This is a genomic window from Mycobacteroides sp. LB1 (assembly GCF_013449725.1).
In the GTDB taxonomy this organism is placed as follows: Bacteria; Actinomycetota; Actinomycetes; order Mycobacteriales; family Mycobacteriaceae; genus Mycobacterium.
This window is the reverse complement of sequence record NZ_JACCFF010000004.1, coordinates 397603-412716: the sequence shown is the minus strand read 5'-3', so window position 1 is coordinate 412716 and position 15114 is coordinate 397603. Positions and strand designations below refer to the sequence as shown.

The 15114-nt window shown below is 63.9% G+C and carries 14 protein-coding genes; 7 read left to right on the top strand and 7 right to left on the bottom strand.

Features of this window, described 5'->3' with window-relative positions; genetic code table 11:
* Positions 1-16 precede the first annotated feature (16 nt).
* Together MLB1_RS18165 and sfnG are read right to left on the bottom strand one after the other, a co-directional pair.
* Entirely contained in the window at positions 17-1012 is a 996-nt protein-coding gene (locus tag MLB1_RS18165; RefSeq protein WP_180751225.1) for a DUF5336 domain-containing protein, read from the bottom strand.
* 126 nt (positions 1013-1138) lie between these two features.
* Positions 1139-2260, bottom strand: coding sequence for a dimethylsulfone monooxygenase SfnG (gene sfnG, locus MLB1_RS18160; RefSeq protein ID WP_180751224.1), 1122 nt, complete (start codon positions 2258-2260; stop codon positions 1139-1141).
* 135 nt (positions 2261-2395) lie between these two features.
* Between sfnG and MLB1_RS18155 the strand changes: the two genes are divergently transcribed.
* Entirely contained in the window at positions 2396-3244 is an 849-nt protein-coding gene (locus tag MLB1_RS18155; RefSeq protein ID WP_180751223.1) for an LLM class F420-dependent oxidoreductase, read from the top strand.
* Here the strand turns inward: MLB1_RS18155 and MLB1_RS18150 are convergent.
* Positions 3241-3843, bottom strand: a complete 603-nt coding sequence (locus tag MLB1_RS18150; RefSeq protein WP_180751222.1) for a hypothetical protein — start codon at positions 3841-3843, stop codon at positions 3241-3243. The genes MLB1_RS18155 and MLB1_RS18150 overlap by 4 nt on opposite strands.
* Before the next feature lie 385 nt (positions 3844-4228).
* Here MLB1_RS18150 and MLB1_RS18145 point away from each other — a divergent pair, with 385 nt between their 5' ends.
* On the top strand, positions 4229-4759 hold the full coding sequence (locus MLB1_RS18145; protein WP_180751221.1) for an STM3941 family protein: 531 nt from the start codon (positions 4229-4231) through the stop codon (positions 4757-4759).
* Positions 4760-4811: 52 nt separating this feature from the next.
* Here the strand turns inward: MLB1_RS18145 and sucD are convergent, their stop codons facing one another.
* Positions 4812-5714 (bottom strand): succinate--CoA ligase subunit alpha, encoded by a 903-nt coding sequence (gene sucD, locus MLB1_RS18140; protein ID WP_180751220.1) that lies wholly within the window; start codon positions 5712-5714, stop codon positions 4812-4814.
* 12 nt (positions 5715-5726) lie between these two features.
* Entirely contained in the window at positions 5727-6890 is a 1164-nt protein-coding gene (gene sucC, locus MLB1_RS18135) for an ADP-forming succinate--CoA ligase subunit beta (protein ID WP_180751219.1), read from the bottom strand.
* 409 nt (positions 6891-7299) lie between these two features.
* Here sucC and MLB1_RS18130 point away from each other — a divergent pair, with 409 nt between their 5' ends.
* Positions 7300-8346 carry a M23 family metallopeptidase gene (locus MLB1_RS18130; protein ID WP_180751218.1) on the top strand — a complete coding sequence of 349 codons (1047 nt, stop codon included), beginning with the start codon at positions 7300-7302 and terminating at the stop codon, positions 8344-8346.
* A gap of 102 nt (positions 8347-8448) precedes the next feature.
* Here MLB1_RS18130 and pcrA read toward each other — a convergent pair whose 3' ends face one another.
* Entirely contained in the window at positions 8449-10791 is a 2343-nt protein-coding gene (pcrA, locus tag MLB1_RS18125) for a DNA helicase PcrA (RefSeq protein ID WP_180751283.1), read from the bottom strand.
* A 293-nt stretch (positions 10792-11084) separates the two neighbouring features.
* On the opposite strand from pcrA, the gene MLB1_RS18120 reads away from it, so the two are divergent.
* The 4 genes from MLB1_RS18120 to msrB are packed head-to-tail and all read left to right on the top strand — an operon-like array spanning position 11085 to position 14489.
* A complete protein-coding gene (locus MLB1_RS18120) occupies positions 11085-11363 on the top strand; it encodes a chorismate mutase (RefSeq protein ID WP_180751217.1) in 279 nt (92 codons plus the stop codon).
* Between the two features lie 33 nt (positions 11364-11396).
* Entirely contained in the window at positions 11397-12233 is an 837-nt protein-coding gene (locus MLB1_RS18115) for a hypothetical protein (RefSeq protein WP_180751216.1), read from the top strand.
* Positions 12234-12275: 42 nt separating this feature from the next.
* The gene (pgi, locus tag MLB1_RS18110; protein ID WP_180751215.1) at positions 12276-13913 is read left to right on the top strand and encodes a glucose-6-phosphate isomerase; all 1638 of its coding nucleotides are present in this window, start codon (positions 12276-12278) and stop codon (positions 13911-13913) included.
* A gap of 45 nt (positions 13914-13958) precedes the next feature.
* A complete protein-coding gene (msrB, locus tag MLB1_RS18105; RefSeq protein ID WP_180751214.1) occupies positions 13959-14489 on the top strand; it encodes a peptide-methionine (R)-S-oxide reductase MsrB in 531 nt (176 codons plus the stop codon).
* Positions 14490-14492: 3 nt separating this feature from the next.
* On the opposite strand, the gene MLB1_RS18100 is transcribed toward msrB, so the two are convergent.
* Positions 14493-15002: an XRE family transcriptional regulator gene (locus tag MLB1_RS18100; protein WP_180751213.1), complete on the bottom strand. Its 510-nt coding sequence runs from the start codon at positions 15000-15002 to the stop codon at positions 14493-14495.
* Positions 15003-15114 lie beyond the last annotated feature (112 nt).

The window sequence follows — 15114 nt, the reverse complement described above, 5'->3', positions numbered from 1 at the left end:
CGGCAGTGATCACCGTCTAGCTAGAGGGACGCGAGGTGCCGAACAGATCGTCACCACTGGCCGAGGCGGATCCACCGCCGGCACCTGTGCCGCCCTGCTGCTCGCCACCGGCCGGCTGGCCGCTGGTTCCACCAAAGGTGGGGTACTGCTGGGTCGGCTGCGAGGACGGCGGGGTGAAGCCGGAGCTACTGAATCCCTGCGGCGGAGTCGGAGGCGCTGACTGCGGGGGCTGCTGACCGTAGCCGGCGTATGACGGCGGGGCCGCGGGAGCGGCCTGCTGCGGCTGGCCGTAACCCTGGCCGTAGCCCGGGGCTGCCTGCTGGCCGTAGCCCTGTGCCTGGCCGTAACCCTGGGCTGCCTGCTGGCCGTAGCCCTGCCCCGGCGCCTGGCCTTGACCCTGCTTGGGCAGCTGCTGCTGCGACTGCTGCGCCGGGGTGTAGTACTGGCTCTGCTGCGGCTGGTACTGGTTACCGAACGGATTGGTCGCCGGGGACGCGGCCCTGGCCTTGATGACACCCACCTCGGTGAGCAGCGCGTAGACCGCGGCCGCGGCCTGCAGACCGGAGACGACGGCGAGAGTGATCAGACCCCACCCGATGCCGACCTCACCGAAGGCGGCTGCGAACGGGTTGCCGAACAGGCCGCCGAGCACGAAGAGGAATCCGACGATCGAGAGGATCGCGACGGGAGCTTGCTTGTCATCCTTACCGGAGAGAAGCGAGACACCCGCGGTCAGACCGGCAATCAGCAGGGCGAACTGCGCGAAGCCGAAGACCGGGGACAGGGCCAGCAGGTCGAACCCGCCGAAGCTTCCCGAGGTTCCGGAGCTGACCTTCCCGGTGTAGAACGGCCCGAAGCCGGCGATGAAGCCGATCAGGCTGAGCACCAGGACGCCACCGGGCAGGTAAACCCCCAGCGCGCCCGTGTTGGGCTCGGCCACAAAGGACGGGGTGCCGTACGGGTTGGACGGCTGCGCGGGCTGGTATCCGGGCCCACCGGTGGAATACGTCATCACATCTCCTACATCACGGTTTCGGTCGTGGTCTCGGTGTAGATCGTCTCCACGCTACTGCACTGCCGGCCCGTCAGGGGCCAGGACAAGCCGAGACAAGGCCAGACACGACGGAGACGGCATCGGTTAGCTCGATACCGGTACCAGGTCTTCGCTGAGGGTTTCCTGAGCGTCGGCGGCTTCGATCTCGCGGACCAGCGGCAGCACCTTGGACCCGAAGTATTCGATCTCCTCCTGGAAGTGCAGGAAGCCTCCCAGGATCAGGTCCACGCCGCGGCGCCGGTAGTCCGTGATCCGCTCGGCGATCTGTTCCGGGGTGCCGATGAGCTGGGTGCGGAATCCGTCGTTGTATTGCACGAGATCCTCGAATGAGGAATCTGCCCACATTCCTTTCTTATCGCCGGTGGAGCCGCCTGCCTGCTGAACGGCGGCGCGGAAACCCTCGACGGCGGGGCGGTTGGCCTTCGCGATGATTTCCCGCAGGACCTCGCGCGCTTCGGCCTCGGTGTCCCTGGCGATGATGAAACCGTTGAGCCCGACCTTGACTTCGCGGCCGACGGTGCGGGCGTGGTCGCGCACCTCCACGATCTGATCGGTGATGCCGGCGAAGTCCTTGCCGTTGGAGAAGTACCAATCGGAGTACAACCCGCCGTTGCGGCGCGCGGCCGAGGAGTTGCCACCCTGAAATAGCTCGGGTGTGTGAATCGGCTTGGGTTTCAACGTGAAGTCGTGGATTCGATAGAAGTCGCCTCGGAAGTCGACGTCATCCTCGGTCCAGATCTTGCGCAACACCTGGAGGAACTCGGCGCTTCGCCGGTACCGCTCGTCGTGCTCCAGCCAGGGTTCGCCCAGGTGAGTGAACTCGTCCTTGAACCATCCGGAGACGACGTTGACGGCAAAGCGGCCCTTGCTCAGCTGGTCGGCGGTGGCGCCGAGTTTGGCAAGCACACCCGGCTGCCAGAGCCCGGGGTGGACGGCGGCTATCACCTTGAGACGCTCGGTGGCCAGCAGCAACGCGAGCGAGAAGCTGGTGGATTCGTGCTGGTACTCGGCGCCGTAGCTGGACTCATAGCGCACCTGGGTGAGCGCGTACTCGAAACCGTTGTTCTCCGCGGTCTGTGCGAGTTTGACGTTGTAGTCGTAGCCCCAGTCCGTGCGCTGCTCGATGGTGCTGGTGACCAGCCCACCGCTGACATTGGGGACCCAATAGGCGAACTTGATGTGGTCGGCGATCCGTTCGGTCGTCATGGGGGTATGCAAACAGCGGACCCGTTCGGCGGTCATCCGTCTGGCTCATGGTGATTCCTCCGCTTGGGCACCGAGTACCGAGGAGATTTGGCCCCCACTCTCGACATCAAAACTGGAACACGTTCTAATTGATGGATGGACTACGGGCTCGTTCTGTTCACCAGTGACCGCGGCATCTCGCCGGCCATCGCCGCCAAGGCGGCCGAGGACGGCGGGTTCAGCACCTTCTACGTTCCCGAACACACGCATATCCCCATCAAGCGCGAGGCCGCCCACCCCGGCACCGGTAGTGCGGACCTGCCCGATGACCGCTACATGCGCACGCTCGATCCCTGGGTATCCCTCGGTGCCGCCTGCGCGGTGACGTCGAAGATCCGGCTGGCCACCGCCGTCGCGATCCCGGTCGAGCACGATCCCATCACTCTCGCCAAATCCATTGCCACCCTTGACCACATGAGCGGCGGACGGGTCACCGTGGGCGTTGGATACGGTTGGAACACCGACGAACTGGCCGATCACAACGTTCCCGCGGGCCGTCGCCGCACCATGTTGCGCGAGTACATCGAGGCGATGCGCAAGCTCTGGGAAGACGAAGAAGCCAGCTACTCAGGCGAATTCGTAAACTTCGGCCCCAGTTGGGCTTGGCCCAAGACCGTGCAGAAGCATGTGCCGGTGATCGTGGGCGCGGGCGGTACCGAGAAGAACTTCGCATGGATCGCCAAGAACGCCGACGGCTGGATGTCCACCCCTCGCGACGAGGACATCACCGGAAAGATCGTGGCACTCAAGGAAGCATGGAGGGCGGCCGGGCGCGACGGCGACCCACTGATCTACGTGCTGGCAGGCAAGCCGGACCCCGAGCAGCTGGCCTCGTGGCGCGAGCTAGGTGTCACCGAGGCGATCTTCGGGATGCCCGACCGCTCCGAGGAAGAGGTGCGGGCGTACATCGAGCGGCTGTCCGGAAAACTCGCCGCATTCGCTTAACGTACAGAGAACGGCGGCAGGGCGGCGAACCGCTGCTCAATCCTGATCGTCGGCGTCACCCTTGCCACCCATCGACGTAGACGCGATAGCGGATGATCGGGAAACCTTTTGTCCCAACTTATTTCATCGGCGATGCTGTACGGGATTCTTGGTTCGAGGTCGGGTGCGTACGGATGTCGGGGCCACATTTCCGATGACGCGTCGCCGGCCGCCAGCAGTTCATGGAGCACCATCGACTCCCTGATGCCCGTCGTCGGGCCCTCCGCAAATGCCCCACAGAGCATCGTGTACGAATACGCACGCGGGACCACTATCGAGGCGATAAACGTGAGCCCTTGCCGGGTATCAGCTTTCGGCACCTTCACCACGTACAGCAGACCCGGGAGCGCATCGACGCCGACGACGAACGCCTCGATGACGCCGGCGCGCCGATTGAGCACCGTCTCGACGAGCGCACGACGCACCGCGCTCAGATCATCCAGCGGCACTGACAAATAGGCTCCCCGCGCATGCGATACCCAGAACTGATCGCTGGTTGCGGGGTCGTACCAACCGTCCTCGCTCGGCACAAGACCCGATGTGTCGTACGTGAGGTCCACGAATCGAAAAACTAGCCGCCCATCAGGGGTTCCGAGACCGAGTACTCCCATTGTTCATGCGTACGTCACACAATCTCGCTGAATGAATCGCAGAGTCGTCTGGCAGTAGATTCGAGACCTCCAGACAGGCGAAATACCCTCCTGGAGGGACGGTTTCGGCAGGGAATGCCCCTAAGACTCAGCGAGCGGTCACCGCACTCCCCCGATCCTCGCCCCCCGGGCGACGAACCGCCGGTATCCGAGCCGCAGCATCAGTGCGGCCCACGCGACGACTGTCCAGTTACCACATCCCTTCGGCATCGAGGATCTGGATCGTGAGCGGTTCGATCACACTCGCACCCCGGGGTATCGAAAGAGCCAGGCGGGCAGGCCATATCATGTGGAAATGGAGAAACTGGAGGGGAACGCCGATACCGGCGGTGAGCTGACCATCGCACTGAGCAAATGGAGGCTGGGTCTGATTGCTCTCGGCGCCATCGCATTTGTTCCCGCGTGCATCTGGGCCATGAACGCCGACGATGCCAGCGTCGTTCGCCGCGGAATCGCGGGTATCGGCATTCCGTTCTTTGGGTTCTGTGGCCTGTGGGCACTACGAAAGCTCTTCGATACCAAACCCGGGCTCATACTGAGCAGCAAGGGATTCACCGATAACGCCAGCGCCATCGCAGCAGGATTCGTGCCCTGGACCGACGTAACAGGCATCCACGTCGTCGAGATCAAAAAACAGCGCACGTTGATAGTCACTGTGAAGAACCCCGAGCACTACATTGCAAAGGGCAGCGCGGCGAGGCAACTCTTGAACCGCGCCAACATGCGCATGGCCGGCAGCCCCATCGGGATATCGGCGAACTCGCTCAAGATTGGCTTCGACGAACTGATCGCACAATTCGAAGCCAACCGCCCGAGGTTCGGGTGAAACGACAAGGGCCCCAACCGGAAATTCGGTCGGGGCCCTTGCCTTGAAATACTTACAGGCGCTCGAGGATCTCCCGGGCCAACTTGGCAGTCTCGGACGGCGTCTTGCCGACCTTCACGCCAGCAGCCTCCAGAGCTTCCTTCTTGCCCTGTGCGGTGCCTGCGCCGTCGGACACGATGGCACCGGCGTGACCCATGGTCTTACCCTCAGGTGCGGTGAAGCCCGCGACGTAGCCGACGACCGGCTTGGAGACGTTGGCCTTGATGTAGGCGCCCGCCTTCTCCTCGGCGTCGCCGCCGATTTCACCGATCATCACGATGATCTTGGTCTCGGGATCCTTCTCGAACGCCTCGATGGCGTCGATGTGGGTGGTGCCGATGACCGGGTCTCCACCGATACCGATGGCGGTCGAGAAGCCGAGATCGCGCAGCTCGTACATCATCTGGTAGGTCAGCGTGCCGGATTTAGACACCAGGCCAATCGGGCCCTTGCCGGTGATGTTGTTCGGCGTGATGCCGACAAGCGACTCACCGGGGGTGATGATGCCCGGGCAGTTGGGCCCGATGATGCGGGTCTTGTTGCCCTTTTCCAGGTTGTAGGCCCAGGCATAGGCGCTGTCCTGCACCGGGATTCCCTCGGTGATGACCACTAGCAGCGGAATCTCCGCGTCGATGGCCTCGATGATCGCGTCCTTGGAGAAGGCGGGCGGCACGAAGGCGATCGACACGTCGGCGCCGGTCTCCTTGATGGCCTCAGCCACCGAACCGAACACCGGCAGCTCGATGTCGTTGCCGTCCTTATCCACATGGGAGACGGTTGTTCCGGCCTTGCGGGCGTTCACACCACCGACCACCTGGGTACCGGCCTTGAGCATCAGCTTGGTGTGCTTGGTGCCCTCACCACCGGTGATGCCCTGGACGATGACCTTGGAGTCCTTGTTCAGAAAAATCGACATTTCAAGTCTCCCTTACTTGTTGGCCAGCTCGGCGGCTTTGTCGGCGCCGGCGTCCATGGTCTCGGCCTGGATCACCAGCGGGTGGTTCGCTTCGGCCAGGATGCGACGGCCCTCTTCAACGTTGTTACCGTCGAGACGCACGACGAGCGGCTTGGATGCCGTGTCGCCGAGGGTCTTCAAGGCACCGACGATGCCGTTGGCGACCGCGTCACACGCGGTGATTCCGCCGAACACATTCACGAACACGCTCTTGACCTGTGAGTCACCCAGGATGACGTCGAGACCTGCGGCCATCACCTCGGCGGAGGCACCGCCACCGATGTCCAGGAAGTTGGCGGGCTTCACGCCGCCATGGTTCTCGCCCGCGTAGGCGACCACGTCGAGCGTCGACATGACCAGACCCGCGCCGTTACCGATGATGCCGACCTCGCCGTCGAGCTTGACGTAGTTGAGGTCGTTCTCCTTGGCCTTGAGCTCCAGCGGATCGGTGGCGTCCTTGTCCTCGAACTCGGCGTGGCCGGCCTGACGGAAGTCCGCGTTGGCGTCCAGGGTGACCTTGCCGTCCAGCGCCAGGATCTGATCGTCGGGCGTGCGCACCAGCGGGTTCACCTCTACCAAGGTGGCGTCCTCGCCGACGAAGACCTCCCACAACTTCTGGATGGTCACTGCGGCGGCGTCGAGCACCTCGGCCGGCAGGTGACCCTGCTCGGCGATCGAGCGAGCGAAGGCCAGGTCGACACCCTCAACAGCGTCGACGGGCACCTTGGCTAGGCGCTCAGGCTTGGTGGCGGCGACCTCTTCGATCTCCATACCGCCCTCGACCGAGCACATGGCCAGGTAGGTGCGGTTGGACCGGTCCAGCAGGAAGGAGATGTAGTACTCCTCGGCAATATCGCTGGCCTCGGCGACGAGGATCTTCTTGACGATGTGGCCCTTGATGTCCAGGCCCAGGATGTTCTGCGCGTGAGTGAATGCGTCCTCGGGGGTGGCGGCGTACTTCACACCACCGGCCTTGCCACGTCCGCCAACTTTGACCTGCGCCTTGATCATCACCGGCTTGCCGATTTCCTCGGCGATCGCCTTGGCGTCCTCGGCGGTGTTGGTAACCCGGCCCGGCGTCGTCGGCACGTTGTGCTTAGCGAACAGCTCCTTGGCCTGGTACTCGAATAGATCCATCTACTAGCCCTCATCTTCGATCGGCACTATTGCACTAGGGACTGTAGCCAAGGCCACAGCTGGACCCGTCACTACTTCTGAGTAAGTGGTCGAATTCACCCCCTGGTCACTCGCAGAATTCACCGCGCGGCCATCCGCCGGTAGGACTCGAACCCGTCTGTAACCGGTTTCAGTTCGGTCACGGGGGCTCGCCATACACACGTGATCTGTGATGAGGTAGCGCAGCGTGATTCGGCAACGATTCGACGGCGCGGGAGCCCTATCAGCGACTTCGTGACACAAGTCACATTTCAATGCGTATCGGCGCATTGAGTTGCGACTCCCCTTGCCTAACCGTTACCTTCTCTTGGGTTAGATCACGTTTTGGTCACGCTAGGTCGTGACGTCGAACGGAAGACTGGCGAGGGTTTTGACACAGCATCGAACAACACGCACGCGTGGTGATCGGAGCGCGGCACCGAGCGCGAACGAAATCACCAATATCGTGCCGATCGACGAGTTCGGCCTGAGTGATGCGCTGGAGCGCCCCGACCTTGAGGACTACGACGTCTACGAGGACGCGCCCCTTGAGAGCACCGAGCCGGAGAACAAGGCGGCACTCGACCAGATCAAGCACGACTGGGTCGAAGACACCGACGAAGCGGATCGGATCCGCGCGTCCATCGAGGCCACAGCCGACTGGTTCGCCGCCTCCGCCGCACGCACCAGAGACCCCCGCGATACCCCCACAGACAAGCTGCCCAGGATCAGCAGCGGCGGCGCACACCGTCGCCGTGAGATCGGCCAGGTAGGCAAGACGCGCATCGCCCTAGCCGCCATGGCCGCTGGTGCCGCTGCCGCCGCCGGATACACCGCGCTGAGTGAGCACGATGCCGCGACGACTGCGGATCGCCATAGCCTCGCGTTGGGTAACTCCGCAGCGGTGATGGCCACCCACGGACCACAGCTGATCTCCGCTCCGCTGGCCACCGACACCTCGATCACCGATGAGCAGCTGGCGAAGGCCACGGCCTTCGCTTCCGAGCGTGCGGACCGCGAGAAGCGTCTACTGGCTCCACGCTTCGTGATGCCCGCGAATGGCACCTTCACCTCCGGCTTCGGATACCGCTGGGGTGCCCTGCACGGCGGCATCGATATCGCCAACAGCATCGGTACTCCGATCGTGGCGGCCGCCGACGGCGTCGTCATCGCGACCGGCCCGACCGCCGGTTACGGCGCCTGGGTCAAGATCCGCCACTCGGACGGCACCGTGACCCTGTACGGCCACATCAACACCTGGGAAGTGGCAGTGGGTGAGCGTGTGATGGCGGGTGATCGCATCGCCACCATCGGCAACCGCGGTAACTCCACCGGACCGCACCTGCATTTCGAGGTGCTACTCGGCGGCTCCCAGCGCATCGACCCGCAGGGCTGGTTGGCCAACAAGGGCATCACCTTCAGCCGCTTCGGCGACTAATTCAAAAGCTTCCAACGCCGAGTGTGAGTAGCAATGCTCACGCTCGGCGTTTTTTGTAATGCACTCGCGCCGATGGGTGGCCCGCAGAGCAAGTTCGGCCAATCAGAGCTTTTGTACGGGTGCGAAGTTGTGCATCAACTTCACGCGCCCGTCACTGCCGAAGTCGATGAGCGATGTGGCGCTCTCGCCGACACCGGCCACCTCCATGACCTTGCCCAGCCCGTACTTATCGTGGCTCACCCGATCACCGGGCTCTAGCACCAGCAGCGGCTTGGTGCGCTTCTTGGACGGAGCACCCACCGAGCCGCCGCCTCCGCGTGATCCACTGGACCCGTAGCCACCGCCGCCGTAGCTTCCGGCACCGGACGCAATTCGCCCCGGCAGCGGATCGGTACGGCGCCAGTCGATGAGCTCCTGCGGAATCTCTTGCAGGAAACGCGATTCCGGGTTCATCATGGGCTGCCCCCACGATGAGCGCACCTTGGCCCGGCTCAAGTACAGACGCTGACGGGCCCGAGTGATTCCGACGTAGGCAAGCCGCCGTTCCTCGGCCAGCTCCACCGGGTCACCCAGTGCCCGCATATGCGGGAACATGCCGTCCTCCCAGCCGGTGACGAAGACCACCGGGAATTCCAGCCCCTTCGCGGTGTGCAGCGTCATCAGCGTGACCACACCGGCGGTGGATTCGGGCAGCTCGTCGGCATCGGCGACCAGCGACACCCGCTCCAGGAAGGCTTCAAGGCTTCCCGGAGGTGCGCCGACATCCTCGTCCTCGACAGGCTGGTCTTCGCCCGCGGCCTGCGCGTTGGCGGCGTCGGCACTGAATTCGTGTGCGACGCTTACCAATTCGTTGAGGTTGTCGAGACGCGCCAGCTCCTGCGGGTCGCTGCTGTTCTCCAGTTCGTATCGATACCCGCTGTGGTTGAGCGCAGCCTCCACCACATCGCCGATATCGGGTAGTGCTCCCGGATCGGTGCGCAGCGTGGCACGGATCTGGTCGAGCATGTCCATAAAGGCGGCAATTGCCTTCTCGGAGCGAGAATTCAGCATGGCGACCTTGCCGGCGGCGGCGTCGGCAAGCGCCTGACCGAAGCCGATGCCGGCGGTCTCTGCGTGCACGGCGACGCATGCCTCGGCACGGTCTCCGATACCGCGACGAGGAGTATTGAGGATCCGCCGCAGGCTCACCGCATCGCCGGGATTGGTCAGCACCCGCAGATAGGCGACGATGTCGCGGATTTCCTTGCGCTCGTAGAACCGCACCCCGCCAATGACTTTGTACGGGATACCGGTTCGGATGAAGATCTCTTCCAGTGACCGGGAGTTGTTGTTGGTGCGGTAGAACACCGCGACATCGCCGTAGTTGGCGTCGCCGCGATCGAAGAGCCCGTCGATCTCACGTGCAATAAAGGATGCCTCGTCGTGTTCGTTGTCCGCGACATAGCCGACGATCAGCTCGCCTTCACCGGAGTCGGTCCACAACCGCTTTTCCCGACGGTTCGTGTTCTTAGCGATAACAGAGTTGGCGGCGCTCAATATGTTCTGCGTGGACCGATAGTTCTGTTCCAGCAGAATGGTTTTCGCGTTGGGGTAATCGCGCTCGAATTCCTCGATGTTGCGAATGGTGGCACCGCGGAACGCGTAGATGGACTGGTCGGCGTCACCCACGACACACAGCTCCGCCGGCTCCGGGCCGTCCGGATCAACTTCCCGGTCCACATGGGCACCCGCCAGCTCTCGCACCAGCATGTACTGGGCGTGGTTGGTGTCCTGGTACTCGTCGACAAGGATGTGCCGGAACTTGCGGCGATAGAACTGCGCGATCTGCGGGAACTGCTGCAGCACCGCCACCGTCTCGCCGATGAGGTCGTCGAAGTCCAGGGCGTTGGCCGTGCGCAGGCGCCGCTGGTACTCGCCGTACACATCGGCGACGATGCGGCGCAGCTCGCCGCCCTCGTCATCGACGGTGAGATTGGCGACGGCTTGCTCGGGCGAGATGAGCTCGTTCTTCAGGTTGGAGATCGCGGTGGCGAGCAGTCGCGGCGAGTACCGCTTGATGTCCAGGCTCATATCGCGGCCGATCATCTGCAGCAACCGCCGGGAGTCGTCGGCGTCGTAGATCGAAAAGTTGGAGTTCAGGCCGGGCAGCAGCGAGGCCTGGTTCCGCAGGATGCGCACGCAGCTGGAGTGGAATGTCGACACCCACATGGAGTTGGCACGCCGGCCGACGAGGTTCGCGACACGCTCGCGCATCTCGGCGGCGGCCTTATTGGTGAAGGTGATGGCCAGGATCTGCCCCGGGCCGACGTCCCGCGCGGCCAGCAGATACGCGATTCTGCGGGTCAGCACCGCCGTCTTCCCGGATCCGGCACCGGCGACAATCAGCAGCGGCGACCCCTGATGTGCGACGGCGGCCCGCTGCTGCGGGTTCAGGCCGTCGAGCAACGCATCGCTGGAGGATGTCGAGTCGCTGGGCATATCAAAAAGTGCTGGTTCGGAAAGATTCGCCATGACCGGTCTAACTTACCGCTGACGGGGGACAACCTTCGTCAGCTACAATCTTCGGTGTGCTTGACCACCAACAGCGATTTTTTTACGGGTACCGGACTCCGGCGCCCGTGGTCTAGCCGATTCACGAGCCCCGCAGTCCGCTACCGGACTTCGGGGCTCATCTCTTGTGAGGCCGGATTCCGGGGTGGCATGCGGGGCGACCGCCGCAAGAGAAAGTGTGAGAAAGAATGACGACTCAAATGACCGAGAACGCCGCCGATCCCACCCCTGACATCGACGCGCTGCGCACGGAGATCGACCGGCTCGACGCGGAGATCCTCGCCGCGATCAGGCGCCGCACCGAGGTCTCCCAAACGATCGGCAAGGCGCGGATGGCTTCTGGTGGCCCCCGTCTGGTGCACAGCCGCGAAATGAAAGTTCTGGAACGCTACAGCGAGCTGGGCCAGGAAGGTCACACTCTCGCGATGCTGCTGCTGCGCCTGGGTCGCGGCAGATTGGGACACTAAACCCCGGCCGGGAACCGATGAGGGAGGGAACCGTTGAGCAACGAAGACAAGGGTGAAAACAAGCCCAGCTCTAAGGACAGCGCCAAGGACACGGATGCGGACGTCCCTGCCAAGGACGACACCCCCGACAAACCGGTCCCGAAGGACGACGAGCCGGTGGACTATGAGCTGGAGGCGGCCGTCGCTTCCGAGCCGACGCCGACCCGGAAGTTCGTCACCAGGCATGCCACCAAGATGGTCATCGGCGTGTTGGCGGTCTGCCTCGCCGCAGTGACGGCGGTCGCCGCGGGCCTCTGGGTGGAGAACAACCGGACCGTCGAAGACACCCCGCAATCGCGCCCCACCGTGAAGCTCGGCGTCCCCCTGGTGAACCCGGAAGCGACGACAACCAGCACGACCACAACCACCACGAAGTCGCGGACCACGACAAGCAGCGCCACGACCAGCTCCTCCATCAGCAGCACGTCGACCAGCGGCAGCACCGCCACCGCCACCGCCACGACGACGGGGACCACCACCAGCATCTCGGTGCCCGGTCCCACCACCTCGTCGGCGCCGCGTGAGGCGACCAAGGATGAGCAGCGCGAGCTGACGAACGTGCTCAACGCGTTCTATGCCGCGCTCGGCGCCAAGAACCTCGACGTGCTCAACGCGCTGTCCTGCGTGAAGATCACGGACGAGGACCTCGAAGGTCAGCCCGTTGATCTGCAGATCAACGTGGACAAGGTGGAGAAGTCGGTCGTCGATGGCGATACCGCTTCGTCACGGGTGACGATCACGGCAACGGCAGGCGGGAAGACGGAGACCAAAACGGGTATCGCCGGGTTCGCGCGGATCAGCAAGAGATGGGTCACCTGCGCCAACCAATAGGCAGCCCTGCAGCCTCCGAGCGCCACTACTAGGCTCGGTCGCATGACACTCGCAGCGGCGTGGCAGGCACTGGAAACTCATCACAAGCAGATCGCCTCCACTCACCTTCGAGAATTCTTCGCCAACGACCCGACTCGGGGAAGTGACCTGACCGTCACGGTCGGTGACCTGTACATCGATTACAGTAAGCACCGCTTGACCCGCGAAACCCTTTCGCTGCTGGTCGATTTGGCCAAGGCAGCCAATCTCGAGCAGCGCCGCGACGCCATGTTCGCGGGGGCGCACATCAACACCTCCGAGGACCGCGCGGTATTGCACACCGCGCTGCGCCTGCCCCGCGACGCGCAGCTGGTGGTCGACGGGCAGGACGTGGTCGCCGACGTGCACCAGGTGCTCGATGCCATGGGCGACTTCACTGACCGGCTACGCAGCGGCGAGTGGAGCGGGGCCACTGGGCAGCGCATCACCGCCGTCGTCAACATCGGGATCGGCGGTTCGGACCTGGGACCGGTGATGGTCTACCAGGCACTGCGCCACTACGCCGACGCCGGGATTTCGGCGCGATTTGTGTCCAACGTCGACCCGGCCGATTTGGTGGCCACACTCGCCGACCTGGACCCGGCGACAACGCTTTTCATCGTCGCCTCGAAGACGTTCTCGACGCTGGAGACACTGACGAACGCGACGGCGGCACGGCGCTGGCTCGTGGACGCACTCGGCGAGGATGCCGTCTCCAAGCACTTCGTCGCGGTATCCACCAATGCGAAGCTGGTGTCGGAGTTCGGGATCGACACCGCCAACATGTTCGGCTTCTGGGATTGGGTCGGCGGTCGCTACTCGGTGGACTCGGCGATCGGCCTTTCGGTGATGGCAGTGATCGGACGCAAGGCATTCGGTGAATTCCTGGCCGGGTTCCACACCGTCGATGAGCACTTCCGCACGGCACCCCTGGAAGAGAATGCGCCGGCTCTGTTGGGCCTCATCGGTCTGTGGTACTCGAATTTCTTTGGCGCACAATCGCGTGGGGTGCTTCCCTACTCGAACGACTTGGCAAGATTCGCGGCCTATCTGCAGCAGCTGACCATGGAATCCAATGGCAAGTCGGTGAAAGCCGACGGCGCACCCGTGACCGTCGATACCGGCGACATCTACTGGGGCGAGCCCGGAACCAACGGTCAGCATGCCTTCTACCAACTGCTACACCAGGGCACCCGGCTGATTCCGGCGGACTTCATCGGCTTCAGCGAGCCCACCGATGATCTGCCCACCGCCGACGGCACCGGCAGCATGCACGACCTGCTGATGAGTAACTTCTTCGCACAGACGCAGGTGCTGGCCTTCGGCAAGACCGCCGAGGAGATCGCCGCCGAGGGCACCGCGCCGAGTGTCGTCCCCCACAAGGTGATGCCGGGAAATCGGCCCAGCACAACAATTCTCGCCACCAAGCTGACACCGTCGGCGGTCGGGCAGCTGATCGCGCTCTACGAGCACGAGGTGTTCACCGCGGGCACGGTCTGGGGGATCGACTCATTTGACCAGTGGGGAGTGGAGCTGGGCAAGAAGCAGGCCGTCGCCCTGCTGCCCGTCATCACCGACGACGCCTCGCCGGCACGGCAGACCGATAGCTCCACCGATGCGCTGGTGCGCTACTACCGCGGAGCACGGGGAAGAGCCAAGTAACCGCGAGAGCTTTCACGCGGGTCGTGGGCGGCCTACTCTGACTCTATGCGGCACTGGTTGCCTTCGGCCGCTGACCCGGCCCTCACCCGGCGGCAGCTGCTCGCCGGTGTGGCGGCAGTGTGCGCTCTTACGGGCTGGGGCACGCTCGCTCCCGCGGTGGCCGATCCGACGACTCCGCCGTCACCGAATCCGGCGATCTCCCACACCGACGCCGAGTGGCGCCAGCTGCTGACCCCCGACCAGTACCGGATCCTCCGGCAGGCCGGCACCGAGACCCCGTACAGCAGCCCCCTCAACAACGAGCATCGTGCTGGCGTCTTCAGCTGTGCCGGTTGCGGTTTGGACTTGTTCTCATCGGCGACCAAATTCGACAGCGGCACGGGATGGCCGAGCTTCTGGCAGCCGCTGCCGCACACCGTGTCGGAAAGACCCGACAACAGCTTGGGGATCAGTCGCACCGAAGTGCTCTGCGGCCGGTGCGCGGGACATCTGGGCCACGTCTTCGACGACGGCCCCAAACCCACAGGGTTGCGCTATTGCATAAACGGCGCCGCGATGAGCTTCCGCGCCACGTAGTCGCTAGGTCGCGGCGATGATGACCACCAGCGCCGGCGTCTTCGACGTACGGCGAATCCGATGGGTGCGGGTGGCGTCAAGGTACGCGCTGTCCCCCTCGTTCAGGACATGGCTAACATCCTCGTACTGCAGCTCGATCGACCCGCGGTGCACGAACACAAACTCCTGCCCTTCGTGAGAGGGCTTATGCACCGCGAACTCCGTCGACGGGCTCGCCAGGAACGGCGTCATGATCTTGCCGAGCATCTCGGTGCTCAGCGCGTGAAACTTGCTGTCGTCCCAGGCATCTGCGGCACGGTCCACCACTACCCGGGACTCGTGGGCGTCATTGGTAAAGAGCCGAGTGACGTCGACATCGAGGGCCTGGGCAATGCGCATCGCGACGGACACGGACGGGGTGCTGTGTTCCCGCTCGACCTTCGATAGGTAGCTCTTAGTCAGACCCGTGCGACCGCCCAGCTCCTCGAGCGTCAGGCCACGTTCCCGGCGCAGCGCACGAACCAGCGATGTCATCCGGCCAGTGTGACACGAGGGTTCCTATTAACAACCGATGACAACCTGCAGACACATGGTTGACCATATGACACATTGTGTCCTATGGTGGTGGTCGAACACCCGAGACCCG